Source organism: Mediterraneibacter sp. HA8405 (assembly GCF_056148955.1).
The window spans coordinates 361034-375982 of the sequence record NZ_CM148758.1 but is presented as its reverse complement, the minus strand read 5'-3'; the positions used below and the strand labels follow the sequence as shown (position 1 = coordinate 375982).

The window sequence follows — 14949 nt, the reverse complement described above, 5'->3', positions numbered from 1 at the left end:
CGCCGGAATGGGAAATGTTTCAGTTATATTTCATTGTTTACGGAAGTTTCAACGGATTTGATAATATCCGGACTAAGCCCTGTCAGCCGGGAGATTAATTCCGGTTCTGCGCCATTTTCAAGCATTTTCCGGATAAGTAATTTTTTCTCTTCTTCTCTGCCCTGTTCTCTGCCCTGTTCTATCCCCTGCTCTATCCCCTGCTCTATTCCCTGTTTTCTGCCCTGTTCTATCCCCTGTTCAATTCCCTGCCGCAATCCCTGTCTGATGGCACTGTTCACCAAAGCATTATGATCCCGTATTGCTTTTTCCCGCGCTTCATACTCCAGCTTTGCCCGTTCGTCTGCGCTGAGTTTTTCCAGTTCCTTGTAGGCTTCATTGATATATGCGTCTGTTTTTGCCATGGCCTCAAACTCCCTTCGGGTTTTCCCGCCGAGGAAACGCATCCAGTTCAGAATATCGCTGTCGTTTTTCAGATTTTCCGGCAGTTTTCTGAGTTCCAGAATCTGTATTTCCATTAAATCGGTATATTTTCTGCCTGTTTTTTCATCGCAGAAGCAGATTGTACGGTGACATTTGTCATCCTCTTTAAAGTGAATAAAATCAAGAATGCTTACATGGATACATTTCTTCAGATTCTCATACGATTCGCCTTTTCTCAGCTGATCTGTAAAGATTCTGCTCAGATAGAACAGGACTCTTGCGTCCCAGTATTCGAAATAGGCTACCTGCATTTCCATGTCAATCTGAGTCCCGTTTTCCATTAATACGCGTACATCCAGAATCCCCAGCTTGTCATCCGGATAGTCCTGGTGAAGTATGGTGGGAAGCAGGGTTGTTTCTGCGATTGTTTCCGGATCGGCTTTTAAGAGCGCTGCAATAAATCCTTTTCGTACTATAGGATTGTTCATCAGCCCCTTAAAGCATACGTCCACGGTGGGAAGCATTATAAATCTGTTGTCTGTGTAACGGTTTTCTGTCTGGCTGCTCTCTGAGATTTTCATTGTATTTCTCCTTTCCTGTCAATGCAGGAAGGAAACGTGTCAGCCTTATAAGTTCAGTTTAACATATCCCGGTGAAGTGTCAAAGGCATAACCCGTATTTCCTGCATTTCTGTATTGTTCATTGTCGGGTTTATGCCTGGAGTTCAGGTTCCGAAAATGAGAAATGTACCGCATCTGCGGAGTTTATAGATACTTGGGACGATCAGAATGCCGTCCCGGTGAAAAAAGGATAGCATAAGTAAAGTGAAATGGCAATTCAGGATTTTGAAGTTATTATAATTGGAGATGAAGAACGGCTGCTACATTACGATGTTCTTACAATTTATGAGGAGACGATATTATTGGGTGTTAATATATTTATTTCTTAATAAATTATGATATAATGCGATTGCCACGCTGTAAAAGCAAAGCAGATATTAACAGGGCTAAGTCGCACAGTTTGTACGATGTTTATGCTTATGCATACGCCCGGGAATGAGAGGGAAAAAGAATGAAAAGAAAAATCGTGATGGTATTGGCAATGTCTCTGATGCTGGGAGTAACGGCATGCGGACAAAAGAACGCAGAGGAAAAACAAGAACCGGCGGCCGAAAAATCAGCAGAAGATGAGACGGAAGAAACGTCTGAGGGATCAGAAGACACAGCAGATGCTGAGGCGGAGGATGTGAAAAAAGGGAAAATGGACGAGGGATTTCTCGAAGAATACTGGGAGCCGTCAAAACAGGATGCTGAGACAGTAAGCCTGGGAGAGGAAGTAACGGTAGAGGACGGGATTTCTTTTGTGTTGGAAGATATTTATTGGGCAGCGGATCTTCTGCCTGAAAAAACAGACAGCAGTTATAATTATATAAAGGGAGCAGCGAATAAAGAGTATCTGATTTTAAAAGGAAAGGTGACAAATCTGTCATCGGATACCATTTTTTATAATTCTAGCCTGGGCGCTTTATGGGATGCAGTAGGAACCGTATTTTTGTTTGATGATTCCTATGCTTGGTACGGAGGCTGGTATGTAGGTACAGACAGTATATCATACAGACAAGAGCCTGGTGCGGAAGATACGTTATATGTTGCGGTACTTGTTCCTGAGGAACTGAAAGAAGAATGTCAGAAGGTTCAGATTCTTACCGGATTTTCGGATTTGCACGATGAGATTGACGGACAGAAGGCAGGGGAGAATGCCGGAATAGACTGGAGTACGGTTGCACATAAATATATATATGACGTGATGCTGCCATAAAGGAATAAATCAAAACCCAGGCAGCAATGCAGAAACTATGGATGAATTGCGGATTTACTCCTTTTGTGAAATATGCTAAAATAACACTGTTGAGCGCACAAAAGCCGGCGCACCGGCATGTCCGGGCAGCGGATCTGCCAGTGTGCGGGAGCGTGCGATTTGAGTATATGTCACTACAGAGCAAGGATTGAAGAAGGAGGATACACATGATCAAATTATATGACAACGGCGTCTATCTCTTAAACGGTGCCGAGATAGTGGAAGATACAGGAAATGTACAGGTTCCCCTTTCGAAGGAAGAAGCTGCGCGCAATACCATGGCCTACGGTATTTTAAAAGCGCATAATACCTCTGACAATATGGAGAACCTTCAGATTAAATTTGACAAACTTACATCTCATGACATTACATTCGTGGGAATTATTCAGACGGCAAGAGCTTCAGGCCTTGAGAAGTTCCCGGTGCCCTATGTGCTGACAAACTGTCATAACAGTCTCTGCGCGGTAGGCGGAACAATTAATGAAGATGACCACATGTTCGGACTTACCTGCGCAAAGAAATACGGCGGTGTCTATGTTCCGCCTCATCAGGCAGTTATCCATCAGTTCGCCCGCGAGATGCTGGCAGGCGGCGGCCGGATGATTCTCGGATCTGACAGCCATACCCGCTACGGCGCTCTTGGAACAATGGCCATGGGTGAAGGCGGACCGGAGCTGGTAAAACAGCTGCTGAACAAAACATATGATATTAAGATGCCGGGTGTAATTGCCATTTATCTGGACGGCGAGCCGATGAAAGGCGTCGGTCCCCAGGACGTTGCACTTGCTATTATCGGCGCGGTATTTAAAAACGGCTACGTAAATAATAAAGTAATGGAATTCGTGGGACCGGGCGTGAAGAAGCTGAGCGCCGATTTCCGTATCGGCGTTGATGTTATGACAACGGAGACTACATGCCTGTCCTCTATCTGGACGACAGATGAGAAGATCGAAGAGTTCTATGAGATCCACGGAAGAAAAGAGGACTACAAAGAACTGAATCCGGGTGCGGTTACATATTACGACGGCTGTGTATATGTAAACTTAAGCGAGATCAGACCTATGATCGCGATGCCTTTCCATCCAAGCAACGTGTATACAATCGATGAAGTAAATGCGAATTTAAAAGATATTCTTCATGATGTAGAGCAGAAAGCTCTCGTCAGCCTGGACGGCGCTGTAGAGTATTCTCTGCAGGATAAGATCAGAGACGGAAAACTGTATGTAGAGCAGGGGATTATTGCCGGCTGCGCAGGCGGAGGCTTTGAAAATATCTGCGCTGCCGCGGATATTATCAAGGGCAGAAATATCGGTTCTGACGCGTTTACATTCAGCGTTTATCCTGCAAGTATGCCGGTTTATATGGAACTGGTGAAAAACGGTGCGGTAGCTGACCTGATGGAGGCGGGAACTGTTGTGAAGACCGCATTCTGCGGACCCTGCTTCGGAGCGGGTGATACCCCGGCAAATAATGCGTTCTCCATCCGTCATACGACAAGAAACTTCCCGAACCGTGAGGGAAGCAAGCTCCAGAGCGGCCAGATTTCTTCTGTTGCTCTTATGGATGCCCGTTCCATTGCTGCGACTGCGGCAAACAAAGGATTCCTTACACCTGCCACAGCTGTGGATGTGGAATACAAAGGACAGAAATATCACTTTGACAGCAATATTTATGCAAACCGTGTATTTGACAGCCACGGCGTGGCTGATCCCAGTGTGGAGATTCAGTTCGGCCCGAATATCAAGGATTGGCCGGAGATGTCAGCGCTGCCGGAAAATCTGATTGTCAAAGTGGTTTCCGAGATCCATGATCCGGTTACTACGACAGACGAGCTGATCCCTTCCGGAGAGACTTCATCCTACCGTTCCAATCCGCTGGGACTTGCAGAGTTCGCGCTTTCAAGAAAGGATCCGGCATATGTGGGACGTGCAAAAGAAGTACAGAAGGCGCAGAAAGCGATCGAAGCCGGTACATGTCCGCTGGATGCGCTGGAAGAGCTGAAACCGGTGATGGAGACGATCCGGAAGACTTATCCGGAAGTGGGCGAAGGAAATATCGGTGTCGGCAGTACAATTTTTGCCGTGAAGCCGGGCGACGGTTCTGCCCGCGAGCAGGCGGCTTCCTGTCAGAAAGTGCTGGGCGGCTGGGCGAATATTGCCATTGAGTACGCTACAAAGCGGTACCGCTCCAATCTGATCAACTGGGGCATGCTGCCGTTCCTGACAGATGCGGATCATGAGAAGCTTCCGTTTAAAAACGGAGACTATATCTTTGTTCCGGATGTGAGAAGAGCGGTGGAAGAGAAAGCGGACGTGATCAAAGCTTACGTAGTGGGAGATGACCTGAAGGAAATCGATCTTCGTCTGGGTGATCTGACAGACGCAGAGAGACAGATCATTCTGGACGGATGTCTGATCAACTACTATAAAGCAGGAAGAAAATAATATAAAACAAGTAATATGACCATATCGGGAGGACAGATTCTGCATAAGGCCGGGTATCCGCGGATTACTTTTCCGCGGATAAAAAAAATGGGAGCCCGCCTTGCGGAAATTTCTGTCCTCCTTTTTTCTTTTACAGGAACTTCTCGCCTTTAGGAAAAGGACATCAGAAAACGCATTTTAATAAAGGAACAGAATAAAAATACAGAAATACAAAAAACGGCGCAACAAAAAGTATTTCCGATGGCTCTAATATATATCAGCAGGCTGATGTAAACCTGCATTTTGCAGGGAAATACGCGGGAGGAGGGGGAAAATGTATGATTATGAAAACAGTTCCGGTTCCGAGCTGATCCGGCGGGCAAAACGGGGAGATCCGAAAGCATTTTCCATGCTGTATTCCCGGAATTATACCGATATGTACAGGTTCGCTCTGTATATGCTGGGCAGCCCTCATGATGCAGAGGATGCGGTCAGTGATACGGTAATATCGGCATATGAGGGGATCGCCCGTCTGAGAAAGGACGAGTCATTTCGAAGCTGGATTTTTACCATTTTAAGCAACCGTTGTCTGAAGATTCTGCGGGGACGCAGCCGGGATGCGGCTGCATTGACGGCGGAAGATGTGCTGCAGGAAGGGAAAAGGAAGGAAAGAGCGAAGGAGTCAGAGCCTGACTTTGCCCAGAAATATGCACGGCATCAGGATGTAAGAGACGCTTTCTTAAAGCTTGAGGAAGAGGAACGGCTGATTGTTTCCTTTTCTGTATTCGGGGGATACAGCAGCGAGGAGATCGGCGGGATGTTGAAGATGAACGCGGCTACCGTACGATCAAGGAAAAGCCGGGCGCTTGGCAAGATGCGCAGGATGCTGGAAGAAGAACTGTAAAAGAGAGGAGGATGGATATGGAAGAAAGAGACAGCCGGGAAGAAGAGGAAAAACTCAGCCGGTCTGAAGAAGAGAAAATAGAAAAAACAATTCGGAGTATGACAGAAGATATAGAAGTGCCGGAAAGTCTGAAGCCGGAAAACGTGGAACAGATGCTGGCCGGAAAGCGGCATGCCGGGAAGAAGCGGATAAGGTGGAAATATGCGGCGGGCGCTGCCGCGGCGTGTATCTGTCTGATCGTGGGGATTGCCGCGGGATACGGGGCATTTTATACGGACAGGCAAGACAGACAGTCACCAGGCGCTTCAGTGACGGCAGAAACAGAAAAAACACCGCAGAAGGATGACAGAGCAGACATAGAGGGGCTTGTCGGCGCCGGAGATTATGATGAAATATACAGCTATATCAGGGCTGATTCACAGAAATTTAAATGGAATTCTGAAAATTTCGGGGCGATTATGGAAGACTCGGCTGCCTTGGCCGCACCGGGATCTGATATGGCGATGAAGGAAGAAAGTTCCGGGGATTATTCGGATACGAATGTCCGTGAGGAAGGTGTAGGAGAAGGAGATATTGTCAAGACAGACGGAAAATATCTGTATGTGATGAGTCAGCAGAAGATAAATATTGTAGGAATTGAAGCCGCCGGGATGGAGAAAACTGCGGAAATCATTCCGAACGGAGAGGGAGTTTTTTCTGAACTGTATGTGGAAGGAGACCTTCTGGCTGCGGTATACAGTACACAGTGCTATGCCATAGCGGAAGACAGCGCCGGTCAGAGCGGCACGGAAAGAGACGGCAATTCTGTCAGTGTACTTGTCTATGATGTAAGCGATCACGCGGATCCGCGTCAGATCGGAACGTTTACACAGAGCGGCTACTATAATACAATGCGCATCCATAACGGATATGTATATCTGATCAGCAATTTCTATGCGGGAATGCCGGCTGAGCCGACAGACAGGACAGCTTATATTCCCCGGGTTCAGGGTGAACTGGTGGAAGCCGGAGATATTTACATCCCGGCCGCTGACTCAGGAAGCGAGTATACGTTGATTTCGGCATTTCCGCTGGACAATCCGGACAAAGAGACAGACAGCGCGGCGGTGCTGGGAAACAGTGGTCTGTGTTATGTAAGCGAAGAAAATATTTACGTTACAGAAGGCATCTATGACGGAAGCGGCGGCGTAACACAGACTTCCATCCGCAGACTTTCCTACAGTGATGGAGAAATTGCGGTGGAAGCTCAGACGAAAGTGGAAGGAACACTGAAGGATTCCTTCTGTATCGACGAATATGAGGGATATCTGAGACTTGTTACAACTGTGTCGCCGGTCTATATTACCGGGGGCGGTGTGCAGCCCATGACGGGAACAGAAGAGATTCAGAATTCTTCTGCTGAAGAAGATACAAATTCGCTGTATGTGCTGGATGAGAACCTGGAAACTGTGGGTGAAATCCGTGATCTGGCGCCGGACGAATCGGTTTATTCGGCCAGATTTATGGGGGACGCGGGGTATTTTGTTACATTCCGTCAGATTGATCCGCTTTTCTCTGTAGATCTGTCAGATCCGGAGAACCCGAAAGTTATCGGAGAACTGAAAATACCGGGATTTTCCGAGTATCTCCATCCTTATGGGGACGGACGGCTGCTGGGAATCGGTATGGCTGTGGATGAGGAAGCCATTACCACAGACGGAGTGAAACTGTCTATGTTTGACATATCTGATCCGACGGATGTACAGGAGATGACCATTTACGTGATAGAGAATACGTATGGCACAGATGTGGCATCAAATTATAAAGCCGCCTTTGTGGATACAGAAAAGAATCTGTTCGGGTTCACGGCCTGGGCCGAAAATAAAAACTCGTATTATATCTTTACATTTGATGAGACAGAAGGCTTTCATAAGGTATTTGAAAGAGAGCTTTCCGACTGGGGGGAGACCCGGGGGCTGTACGCAGGAGACCGGTTCTATCTTATCTGCGGCAGTTCAGTGGAATCATATACATTGGACGGGTTCGAAAAGATTGACGATCTGGTACTGTAAAAAACAATGGCAAAGGATGCCGGGGGGAGCTGCGCGGCCATCTGAGCAGAAAAACGTTGAAATTTTCCGCTGATGGGCATAAAATGAAGAGTAACATTCCGGCAGAAAGAGAAGCCGTCAGGCTTCTCTTTTTCCGGCTTTAATGCAAGAGGTGAACAGAGTTTATGATTTTTGATACACATGCACATTATGATGATGAACAGTTTGACATCGACCGGGAAGAGCTGCTGGGAAAGATGGAAACAGAGGGGATCGGTATGATTGTAAACGCCGGTTCTACCATTGAATCCTGGGACAGGATAAAGAAACTGACGGAAGAATATTCTTTTATGTATGGATCTGTCGGCGTGCATCCGGATGAAGTGGGAACGCTGAATGAACAATCGTTTCAGAGAATGGGAGAACTGCTGGATTGTGAAAAAATCGTGGCTGTCGGAGAGATCGGTCTGGATTACTACTGGGACAAAGAAGGACATGATCTGCAGAGGCAGTGGTTTATCCGCCAGCTGGAACTGGCCCGTGAAAAAAATATGCCGGTGATCATCCACAGCAGAGAGGCTGCCGCAGATACTATGGAAATTATGAAGCAGTATGCCGGAGGCATGAAAGCCGTTATCCACTGCTACTCCTATTCTCCGGAGATGGCCCGGGAATATGTGAAAATGGGATATTATATCGGCGTGGGCGGCGTGGTTACCTTTAAAAACGCCCGCAGACTGAAAGATACTGTAAAAGAGATCCCTCTGGAGTCTATTGTACTGGAGACGGACTGTCCGTATCTGGCTCCGGAACCTTTCCGGGGAAAACGGAATTCTTCACTGAATCTTCCCTGTATAGCCAAAGAAATTGCAGAGATAAAAGAGATATCTTGCGAAAAAGTCGTACAACAGACAGAGATAAACGCAAGAAAACTGTATAATCTGGAAAAAGGGGACTGACCCTTTTTCAAAGGGGTCTGTCCCCCTTTTAAGGAGGAATGATATGAAACAGCCAACACTCGGCAATCCGCAGAATACGATTGCGGTTTTGCAGAAATATAATTTCACTTTTCAGAAGAAGTTCGGCCAGAATTTTCTGATTGATCCCCATGTGCTGGATAAAATTATCCGGGCGGCAGAGATCGGGCCGGAGGATTGTGTACTGGAGATCGGGCCGGGAATCGGAACTATGACTCAGTATCTGGCATGCGCTGCAGGGCGTGTGATCGCAGTGGAAATCGACCGTGCTCTGATTCCCATTCTGGAGGATACACTTGATGGTTATGAGAATGTGAAAATAATTAATGAAGATGTGCTGCGGCTGGATCTCGCGGCGCTTGCCCGGGAGGAAAACGGAGGAAAACCGCTGAAAGTAGTGGCAAATCTGCCGTATTATATTACCACGCCTATTATTATGGGCCTTTTCGAGAACCATGTTCCTGTTGCGAGTATCACAGTTATGGTTCAGAAAGAAGTAGCAGACCGGATGCAGGTGGGGCCGGGAACAAAAGAATACGGCGCCCTTTCCCTGGCGGTTCAGTATTATGCGAAACCGTATATTGTGGCAAATGTGCCGCCAAACTGTTTTATGCCCAGGCCGAAGGTCGGCTCTGCGGTGATTCGCCTGGACCGGTATGAGAGGCCTCCGGTGGAAGTAAAAGATGAAAAACTGATGTTCCGGATTATCAGGGCGTCCTTTAATCAGAGGCGGAAAACTCTTGTAAACGGGCTGAAAAATTCCGCTGATCTTTCGTTTTCAAAAGAGGAAATCGAATCAGCTGTTAAACTGTTGGGGAAAGATCTGAACGTAAGAGGAGAGGCTTTGACCCTGGAAGAATTCGCGTTTTTGTCAAATAAGCTGTGTTAATAAATATTTAATATTGAGTTCATTGTATATTATTTACATTTTTAGTATAATAAATAAGTCATACAGAAAAAAAGTGAAGAAAAAAGAGAGAAGGAGGAAGGTCAAATGGCAAAAGATATTGACAGCATTTTTTTCGATATTACTCCAGACATTGAAGAATTAGCTCTCAAATGTGAAAAGAATAATGCGATTGACAAGGAACTGTATACAAAGTATGAAGTAAAGAGAGGACTGCGTGATCTCAATGGAAAAGGGGTTCTTGCAGGACTGACAAACATCTCTGATGTCTGCGCTTCAAAGGTTGTAAATGGAGAGACTGTGCCGTGTGCGGGAAATCTCTATTACCGGGGATATAATATTAAGGATCTTGTAAAAGGCTTTCTGGATGCAAAACACCCGGGTTATGAAGAAACGGCATACCTTCTTCTTTTCGGCGAACTTCCCACTAAAGAAGAATTAAAGAATTTCCAGGAAATGATCGGAGAGCGGCGTACGCTTCCGCCGAATTTTGTACGTGATGTGATTCTGAAGGCGCCCAGCCGCGATATGATGAACAGTATCGCAAGGAGTATTCTGCAGCTGTATTCCTATGATGACAAGGCAGACGATACCAGCATACCAAATGTACTGCGTCAGTGCCTTAATCTGATCAGCCAGTTCCCTATGCTGATGGTATACGGCTATCATGCATATAATTACAGACGGGGAGAAGATTTGTATATTTATGCGCCGGATCCGAACCTTTCCACTGCAGAAAATATTCTTATGATGCTGCGTGAGGATCGGAAGTATACGAAACTTGAAGCAAAGATCCTGGATATGGCGCTTGTGCTCCATATGGATCACGGTGGCGGAAATAATTCTACGTTTACGACTCACGTCGTTACATCTTCAGGAACAGATACATATTCTACTATCGCGGCTGCTATGGCCTCATTGAAAGGACCGAAACACGGCGGAGCCAATATTAAGGTGACGCAGATGTTTGAAGATATGAAAGCGCATCTGACAGACTGGACAGATGATGACCAGATCAGAGCTTATCTGGAAGCGCTTCTGGATAAGAAAGCATTTGATAAAAAAGGCCTTATTTATGGAATGGGCCATGCTGTATATTCTATTTCCGACCCCCGTGCGGATATTTTCAAGAAATTTGTTAAGCAGCTTGCAAGAGAAAAGGGATGTCAGGAAGAATACGCACTGTACGAAAAAGTTGAGCATATGGCGCCGGAGATTATCGGACAAAAGCGCCGTATGTATAAAGGCGTTAATGCAAATGTTGATTTTTACAGCGGCCTGGTGTACAGCATGCTGGATCTTCCGTCATCACTGTACACGCCGATCTTTGCGGCAGCACGTATTGTAGGATGGAGCGCACACAGACTGGAAGAGCTCGAGAATGTAGATAAGATTATACGTCCGGCGTACAGACCTCTTGCTCCATACCGTGATTACATAAAATTAGATGACAGGTAAGGAAGTAACATGAGAGATGAGTTCTATTTCCCATCTAAGGATGGAAACACTGAGATTCATACGATAGAATGGAAGCCTGAGGGAGAAGTCAGGGCTGTTCTGCAGATCTGCCACGGAATGGTGGAATATATCAAAAGGTATGATGAGTTTGCACAGTTCCTTTGTGAAAAAGGATTTTATGTGGTGGGAAATGATCATCTCGGACATGGAAAATCTGTACAGTCCAAATCCGAATACGGTTTTTTTGAAAAAAAATACGGCAATGCATGCGTTCTGGGAGACATTCATACACTTCGCCAGCGAACTGTGAAAAAATACCCGGAGACGCCTTATTTTATGCTGGGACACAGCATGGGCTCTTCTCTGCTGCGTCAGTATATTCAGATGTATGGAAACGGACTCAGCGGTGTGGTGCTGATGGGTGTGGTTACAGATCACAGAAGATCTTCCCTGCTGTTTGTAAAACAGCTTTGCCGCCTGATGGCGGCGGTCCGGGGATGGCATTACCGAAGCCGGATGGTGGATGAGCTTGTGACGGGTTCCTTTAATAAGAAGTTTAAACCGTCAGTAACCCGGGCGGACTGGATTACCAGTGACAAAGAACATCTTGATGCATATGTAACGGATCCGCTTTGTTCCTTTATGTTTACAGTGAATGCCTATTACAGTATGATGGCCGGAATGCTGGGCATGCAGAAGAAAGAAAATATAAGTATGATTCCGAAAAGCCTGCCGGTCCTTTTCGTATCAGGTGCGGAGGATCCTGTGGGGAATTTCGGAAAAGGCGTACGTAAAGTCTGCGAAATCTATAAATCAGCGGGTCTGAGGGATGTCTCACTTAAATTATATGAGGGAGACAGGCACGAAATATTAAACGAGACAAACCGGGAGCAGGTGTATCAGGAACTGTATGAGTGGTTTGAGGAAAAATTAAGCAACAGAGATTAACAGAAACCCGTCAGTTTTTCAACTGACGGGTTTCTGCCGGTTTTATAAGTTATATCTAAAGGAATGAGAGTAAAGTGCGACGCTCTGAGCGTCTGAACTTTATGAGGGGGAGATAGTTGTTTATCAACTATCTGATACATAGTATAAAGAGAAAATGTGTCAGAAGTATGAGTGAAGTATAAAAGGATAAGAAAATTTATAAAGAGAAAATAAAACCGGCATTCCCGTTTCAGAAGAATAAGGAATACCGGTTCTGTCAGGCCCGGGTATTGGGGAGATAGGTCCTGCCGCCGTTTTACTGCCGGGGGATCAGCTGAATGTTAAGATCTGCTCTGCCCTCTATACCGGGGACGTCTCCTTCATTGGTATACTGCCAGAAATCAAAATGATAGGGTGTCTGGGGGTAAGGTTCATAGTCTGCATACCAGAGCGGATATTCTGACAGATATTCCAGATCCAGCTCAAAGGCTTCCCAGAGCATATTGGCGTAGATCATGGGAGAATAGCCTGCATTTGCCATGGCGGCACAGAATATCTGTGTATTCTTTGTAAACTGTTCGCCTGTAACATTATCTGTTCTTGCCTCATCATCCAGAATACTTTCCGGATCGTATACGACAGGAAGCTGCAGGCTGTATCCTGCCAGATTTTCAAGGACGAAGTCTGCTTCTTCCTGCGCTTCTTCTTCATTGACGGCCTGTGCGAAAAAATAGACTCCAACATCAAACCCTGCTGCCTGGGCGTTTTCCATATTCCGGTGGAATTCCTGATCAAGACGAATGTTGCCTTCCTGGCCGTAGCCGCGGTAGCCCAGCCGGATAAATGCAAAAGAGAAACCGCTGTCCTTTAACTGCTGCCAGTCCACATAACCCTGGTGTTCAGATACATCTACACCAAGGCGGTATGTATAATTGTCATCTCCGGTATAGGAGAGAAGATCGCCGCTGCGGATAAAACATTCATTTTTATAGTTGTGTTTTTCCACATTTGGATTAATTTTAACCTGATAGGGATTCTGGTATACATCTACAAAATGAAGAATTTCCGGTTTCTGCGTATCTTCTTCCGCCGCATCAGGTTCCGGATCTATTTCCAGATCAGCAGCTTCTTTGGCTTCCTCTTTTATTTTTTCTTCTGAAGCAGCCTCTGTACAGCCGGTCAGCAGAAACGCGGCCATTGCTGTCAGGACTATAAAATTCATTAAATATTTTTTCATAATTAACCGGCCTCTCTTACAAAGTCTTCATAGGTTCTCCAGGGATCGGCGTTGGAAAAACCACACATGCGGTAGAAGCATTCTGTCAGATAGCTTTTGCGAAGCTGATCTGCCTCATCCGTATAGTCGGGAAACAGAACCGTCATCTGCAGGATTACATCAGACTTTATTTTGGTCAGACAGTAAACCGTATTATCTGTGTGCTCGGAATCCCAGCCGGTTACGACAATTTTGCCGCTTCCGTTCTTGACGTTGTTCAGAATGACTTCTGCGGAAGTCAGACGTCCCATCTCAGATGTATAGACATAGTCGCTCATCTCCTCCAGATTCATGGAATCCGTGCGCTGAACAGCCTGAAAGATAAGCTGCGATCCGTCATCTGCGGAAAAGGAAATTTCTTCTATGTTTGTCCCGTAAGAAATTGTATCAAGCCGTGTGTTGTATGTAACATCATTATAAAAATCAGTCGGATACCAGAAGCTGAATTCATCTATGGAAGAAGAATAGAATTCATATTCAGAGGGGTCCAGAGCTGCTGTATAGTCGGCATCTGCATTTGGATCGATGTTAAAAGGCGTATCTTTTTTTGCGGTTTCTGTACTGCTGTCAGAAGAAGTTTTATCAGCACCTGTCTGTATATCGGATTCCGGATCCGCAGCTGTATTGTCTTCCGTTTCGCTTCCGGAAACGAGGGCATCCGGATTCTCCTGTGAATCATTGGAATCATTGTTTTCCCGTGCTACTGTCTGGGGCGTACCTTTTCCGGAAGAATTATTTGACAGATACCAGACAGTCAATCCGGTTCCCGCAGAGACGATCAGCACGGCGGCGACAGCAATGGCAACATAAAGAGCTGTCCTTGATTTTTTCGGAGCGTTGTCCGGAGACTGGGCCGGAAAAGTGTCCGTGTAGTTGATCGGGGCACTGTCCTGGAAGTTATTCTGAAAGTCCGGCTGATAATCCGGCTGAATATTTCCGTCGGGGCCGGGGGCAACGCGGGCGCCGCACTGTTCACAGAAAATGGCATTGTCCGGCAGCTGATAACCGCAGTTTTGACATATCATTTTTATTCCTCCCATATTGTAAAATACTGAATCAGTGGGTAATTGCTATCCAGAATTATTATATATTCAAAAAAGGGACACGTCCAGAGCAGATATGGTTTTACAGACAACAGAAACCCGTCAGCCGCGCGGCTGACGGGTTTCTGTTGTTTTATAAGTTATCTAAAGGAATGAGAGTAAAGTGCGACGCTCTGCAGCGTCTAAACTTTATGAGGGGGGAGATAGTTGTTTATCAACTATCTGATATATAGTATAGCCGGAAAATATGTCAAAAATATGAGTGAATTCTAAAAGAAAAAGAAAATATCTAAAACAGTAATAAAGAAAGTATAATGAAAATGAAAGGCCAGTTTTGTAATAAAAAAGTAGACAGAGTATGCAGTATATAAGAGATGGCAGATTTGGAGATATTAAGTTTTTCCCACATCTCACACTCCGGAGAGAGAAGGGATTCCAGTCTTCTGAAATGAACGATTGTTAAAAAAAACTGTTCTCTTAATTCACTGTCTATAATTAACCCCTTAATTAGTAAATCTTTAATAAATTATATATCGGTAAATTTTGTGTTTCAGAGAAAAATGTACGCATGAATGAAATGTTGAGGATACAGGGAAAACATTATATAATAAATAAAATAGTTCGGATGCTATTGAATGAAAGAAGGGAGAGAAAGGACGTGAGATAAAGTATGTTTTGCGGCAATTGCGGAAAAACAGCGTTATCAGAACGCGCTGGCGTCGGGTGA

General features: G+C 45.6%; 11 protein-coding genes. 8 read left to right on the top strand and 3 right to left on the bottom strand.

The window, feature by feature from the left end:
* Positions 1 to 23 precede the first annotated feature (23 nt).
* A complete protein-coding gene (locus AC0QUU_RS01735; RefSeq protein WP_474544302.1) occupies positions 24 to 1001 on the bottom strand; it encodes an Rpn family recombination-promoting nuclease/putative transposase in 978 nt (325 codons plus the stop codon).
* Between the two features lie 490 nt (positions 1002 to 1491).
* On the opposite strand from AC0QUU_RS01735, the gene AC0QUU_RS01730 reads away from it, so the two are divergent.
* From AC0QUU_RS01730 to AC0QUU_RS01695, 8 genes are all read left to right on the top strand, one after another.
* Complete coding sequence (locus AC0QUU_RS01730) at positions 1492 to 2238, top strand: LptM family lipoprotein (RefSeq protein WP_474544300.1); 747 nt, start codon at positions 1492 to 1494, stop codon at positions 2236 to 2238.
* A 206-nt stretch (positions 2239 to 2444) separates the two neighbouring features.
* Complete coding sequence (locus tag AC0QUU_RS01725) at positions 2445 to 4721, top strand: hydratase (protein ID WP_474544298.1); 2277 nt, start codon at positions 2445 to 2447, stop codon at positions 4719 to 4721.
* A 313-nt stretch (positions 4722 to 5034) separates the two neighbouring features.
* Positions 5035 to 5604 carry an RNA polymerase sigma factor gene (locus tag AC0QUU_RS01720; RefSeq protein WP_474544296.1) on the top strand — a complete coding sequence of 190 codons (570 nt, stop codon included), beginning with the start codon at positions 5035 to 5037 and terminating at the stop codon, positions 5602 to 5604.
* Positions 5605 to 5621: 17 nt separating this feature from the next.
* Complete coding sequence (locus AC0QUU_RS01715; protein WP_474544294.1) at positions 5622 to 7655, top strand: beta-propeller domain-containing protein; 2034 nt, start codon at positions 5622 to 5624, stop codon at positions 7653 to 7655.
* 164 nt (positions 7656 to 7819) lie between these two features.
* Positions 7820 to 8593, top strand: coding sequence for a TatD family hydrolase (locus tag AC0QUU_RS01710; RefSeq protein ID WP_474544292.1), 774 nt, complete (start codon positions 7820 to 7822; stop codon positions 8591 to 8593).
* A 43-nt stretch (positions 8594 to 8636) separates the two neighbouring features.
* Entirely contained in the window at positions 8637 to 9500 is an 864-nt protein-coding gene (rsmA, locus tag AC0QUU_RS01705; protein ID WP_474544290.1) for a 16S rRNA (adenine(1518)-N(6)/adenine(1519)-N(6))-dimethyltransferase RsmA, read from the top strand.
* Between the two features lie 105 nt (positions 9501 to 9605).
* Positions 9606 to 10976, top strand: coding sequence for a citrate/2-methylcitrate synthase (locus AC0QUU_RS01700; RefSeq protein ID WP_474544288.1), 1371 nt, complete (start codon positions 9606 to 9608; stop codon positions 10974 to 10976).
* A 9-nt stretch (positions 10977 to 10985) separates the two neighbouring features.
* The gene (locus AC0QUU_RS01695; protein ID WP_474544286.1) at positions 10986 to 11924 is read left to right on the top strand and encodes an alpha/beta fold hydrolase; all 939 of its coding nucleotides are present in this window, start codon (positions 10986 to 10988) and stop codon (positions 11922 to 11924) included.
* Between the two features lie 295 nt (positions 11925 to 12219).
* On the opposite strand, the gene AC0QUU_RS01690 is transcribed toward AC0QUU_RS01695, so the two are convergent.
* Both AC0QUU_RS01690 and AC0QUU_RS01685 read right to left on the bottom strand, forming a co-directional pair.
* A complete protein-coding gene (locus AC0QUU_RS01690; RefSeq protein WP_474544284.1) occupies positions 12220 to 13140 on the bottom strand; it encodes a glycoside hydrolase family 25 protein in 921 nt (306 codons plus the stop codon).
* 2 nt (positions 13141 to 13142) lie between these two features.
* Complete coding sequence (locus AC0QUU_RS01685; protein ID WP_474544282.1) at positions 13143 to 14204, bottom strand: zinc ribbon domain-containing protein; 1062 nt, start codon at positions 14202 to 14204, stop codon at positions 13143 to 13145.
* Between the last annotated feature and the right edge of the window lie 745 nt (positions 14205 to 14949).

Excerpts from the sequence above, each read along its gene's own strand:
- AC0QUU_RS01735 (WP_474544302.1), bottom strand. The coding sequence starts at position 1,001 with ATGAAAATCTCAGAGAGCAGCCAGACAGAAAACCGTTACACAGACAAC.
- AC0QUU_RS01720 (WP_474544296.1), top strand. The coding sequence starts at position 5,035 with ATGTATGATTATGAAAACAGTTCCGGTTCCGAGCTGATCCGGCGGGCA.
- AC0QUU_RS01725 (WP_474544298.1), top strand. The coding sequence starts at position 2,445 with ATGATCAAATTATATGACAACGGCGTCTATCTCTTAAACGGTGCCGAG.
- AC0QUU_RS01700 (WP_474544288.1), top strand. The coding sequence starts at position 9,606 with ATGGCAAAAGATATTGACAGCATTTTTTTCGATATTACTCCAGACATT.
- AC0QUU_RS01715 (WP_474544294.1), top strand. The coding sequence starts at position 5,622 with ATGGAAGAAAGAGACAGCCGGGAAGAAGAGGAAAAACTCAGCCGGTCT.
- AC0QUU_RS01685 (WP_474544282.1), bottom strand. The coding sequence starts at position 14,204 with ATGATATGTCAAAACTGCGGTTATCAGCTGCCGGACAATGCCATTTTC.
- rsmA (WP_474544290.1), top strand. The coding sequence starts at position 8,637 with ATGAAACAGCCAACACTCGGCAATCCGCAGAATACGATTGCGGTTTTG.
- AC0QUU_RS01730 (WP_474544300.1), top strand. The coding sequence starts at position 1,492 with ATGAAAAGAAAAATCGTGATGGTATTGGCAATGTCTCTGATGCTGGGA.
- AC0QUU_RS01690 (WP_474544284.1), bottom strand. The coding sequence starts at position 13,140 with ATGAAAAAATATTTAATGAATTTTATAGTCCTGACAGCAATGGCCGCG.
- AC0QUU_RS01710 (WP_474544292.1), top strand. The coding sequence starts at position 7,820 with ATGATTTTTGATACACATGCACATTATGATGATGAACAGTTTGACATC.
- AC0QUU_RS01695 (WP_474544286.1), top strand. The coding sequence starts at position 10,986 with ATGAGAGATGAGTTCTATTTCCCATCTAAGGATGGAAACACTGAGATT.